This window comes from Coleofasciculus sp. G2-EDA-02 (genome assembly GCF_040226375.1).
In the GTDB taxonomy this organism is placed as follows: Bacteria; Cyanobacteriota; Cyanobacteriia; order Cyanobacteriales; family Coleofasciculaceae; genus Coleofasciculus.
In genome coordinates, this window is sequence record NZ_JAVKEW010000111.1 from 1 (window position 1) to 2,519 (window position 2,519).

Here is a 2,519-nt window from a genome sequence, read left to right on the forward strand (position 1 = left end):
CAGGGTGAAAACCAAATGTTAGTGGTAAAATCTGCCCCTACAACAGACGTTCCACCGGAACTCCCTCATCGCCCTCATCTCTCTCTTGCCCCTCTGCCCCCGCGTGCCCCGCGGCCCCGGGGGCGCCGGGGGCGCTGGGGACCCTGGGGGAGAGGGGGAAGAGAGAGATGAGGGAGATGAGGGAGTTCCGGTGGAACGTCTGTTGTAGGGGCAGATTTTACCACTAACATTTGGTTTTCACCCTGATGTCACTAAATGTAATCAGTGTAACTAACCTCTCACGTCCCTACCCCACTCTGTCCAATCAATCCGTGAAATCAGTGTTTTGACCAATAACTAATAACTAATAACCAAAATTATGAGTAGAACTGTAACACCATCGAAACCAGAAATTAATTGGCAACCCGACGTGGTAAGTCAAGTCCCCGTCAGCGATAAGGCGGGTGTGGGTGAATTTGTCCAAGAAACCTTGGCACTCACTAAGCGCCTGTTTATTCAACTGCAACGACGCCCATCTACATTAATTGCTGGGGTAATTCAACCGTTAATGTGGCTGATTCTGTTTGGGGCGTTATTTCAAAATGCACCAAAAGGACTCTTTGGTGAAAGCTTATCCTATGCCCAATTCTTGAGTGCTGGTGTAATTGTATTTACCGCCTTCGCTGGTGCGCTCAATGCTGGCTTACCGGTGATGTTTGATCGGGAATTTGGCTTTCTCAACCGTTTACTCGTCGCACCTCTGGCGTCTCGCTTCTCCATTGTTGCCGCATCAGCTATCTATATCGTCGCCCTCAGCTTTATCCAAGCGGTGGTGATTGTTGCAGCTAGTGCGGTTATGGGTGCGGGTATTCCCAATATAGCCGGACTCGGTGCGATCGCGCTGATTGTTTTCTTGCTGGTAATCGGGATGACAGCATTAAGTTTAGGACTCGCATTTGTGCTTCCGGGTCATATTGAACTCATTGCGGTCATTTTTGTCACCAACTTACCCCTGCTATTTGCCAGCACTGCCCTAGCGCCGCTATCCTTTATGCCAAAATGGTTACAGCTTGTCGCTAGTCTCAATCCCTTGAGTTATGCGATAGAACCAATTCGCTATCTCTACCTCCATGGGGATTGGTCTTTAGGTAGTGTTGTCATGGAAGCACCTTGGGCATCAATTACGTTTGGCGGGGCTGTTTTAGTCCTGTTTGGTTTTGCCGCCGCCGCGTTAGTTATCATTAGCCCATTGCTACGACGCCGATTTGCCTAAAAAATTCCAGATTATTTAATATAGTAGGGACACGGCACTGCCGTGTCCTTATCGGCTACCTTGTCCTTATCGGCACTACCGTGTCCTTATCGGTAGAACGGCTAATCATATTTCTAAATAAACAGGTTAACTGCCATGAAGATAAACACCCTCTTAACTCCGGCACTCACCTCAACCCTGTTCGCTCCCCTAGCGTTAGGGATGGCTGTTAGCATTACCTCAGCCATTATCCCTGAATCTGCGATCGCACAATCGGCTGAGCGGGTGAATCCCCTAGAAGGTATGGATAATCGCCAAAATGAGCGAGATCCACTCACGGGAACGACTGGCAACAGTGTCTTTGATTTTATCCATCAATCCCGTTTCAGGGTTGATACGGAGACATTTAACAGCGAACTGGATCAAAACCTAGACAATGCGACGCAGGAGTTCCGCCGTCTACAAATGGAACGCTTAAGAAATCAACAACAAGTTCAACCGAATAACTCGTCTACTCCGGCTGGCTCAGGAATTAGATAACTGGAGGTAGAACCTCCCGAAAAGCATTCCCAGGCAGAGCCTGGGAACGAGGCAACGAGGCTTTGCCTGGGAACGAGGCAACGCAAGAAAGCTAGCTCATGCTAGCTAAGATATCCTTAGCGTGGGAATCGGTTTTCACCTTTTGATCAACATAAGTGATCGTACCTTCGCCGTTAATCACATAAGTGACGCGCTTGGAGTAACCACCGCCTTCAACATCATAAGCTTTAGTAATCGTGCCATCCGGATCAGCTAGCAATTGGAAGGGCAACCCATACTTCTCCTTAAATTGCTTATGGGATGCCTCATCATCCATACTGACACCGAGAACCACCATATCTTTGCCTTGATATTCCGCGTAGTTGTCCCGGAAGCTTTGGGCTTCTTTGGTGCAACCTGGGGTATCGTCTTTGGGATAAAAATAGAGAACTACTGTTTTCCCAGCCAAGTCGGAAAGGGAAACGGTATTCCCTGCATCATCTTTGGCGGTAAATGCCGGAGCTTTATCACCAACGCTTAAAGCCATAAGTCTTTTTCCCTATTTGTACTAAGCTATTGACTATTCTTCACTTTACTACGGATAATCAGTGGACTTGATTGGAAAATGTATTGACACTCTGCGCTCTTGCATAGGCACAGATTCTAGCCTCGATTAAAACTATGGTCTTAATCGATTGGGCGCTGTCAAGACGCCTCTACTCGCTCAAACCTGCTACCTGGCGATACAGGCATTGCGTCTACTTTTGAC

General features: G+C 48.0%; 3 protein-coding genes. 2 read left to right on the top strand and 1 reads right to left on the bottom strand.

Features of this window, described 5'->3' with window-relative positions:
- Nucleotides 1–358: 358 nt before the first annotated feature.
- Complete coding sequence (locus tag RLO19_RS12540; protein WP_446356816.1) at nt 359–1,252, top strand: ABC transporter permease; 894 nt, start codon at nt 359–361, stop codon at nt 1,250–1,252.
- A 135-nt stretch (nt 1,253–1,387) separates the two neighbouring features.
- A complete protein-coding gene (locus tag RLO19_RS12545; RefSeq protein WP_446356818.1) occupies nt 1,388–1,771 on the top strand; it encodes a hypothetical protein in 384 nt (127 codons plus the stop codon).
- A 91-nt stretch (nt 1,772–1,862) separates the two neighbouring features.
- Here the strand turns inward: RLO19_RS12545 and RLO19_RS12550 are convergent, their stop codons facing one another.
- Complete coding sequence (locus tag RLO19_RS12550) at nt 1,863–2,297, bottom strand: peroxiredoxin (protein ID WP_446356820.1); 435 nt, start codon at nt 2,295–2,297, stop codon at nt 1,863–1,865.
- Nucleotides 2,298–2,519 lie beyond the last annotated feature (222 nt).

Excerpts from the sequence above, each read along its gene's own strand:
- RLO19_RS12540 (WP_446356816.1), top strand. The coding sequence starts at position 359 with ATGAGTAGAACTGTAACACCATCGAAACCAGAAATTAATTGGCAACCC.
- RLO19_RS12545 (WP_446356818.1), top strand. The coding sequence starts at position 1,388 with ATGAAGATAAACACCCTCTTAACTCCGGCACTCACCTCAACCCTGTTC.
- RLO19_RS12550 (WP_446356820.1), bottom strand. The coding sequence starts at position 2,297 with ATGGCTTTAAGCGTTGGTGATAAAGCTCCGGCATTTACCGCCAAAGAT.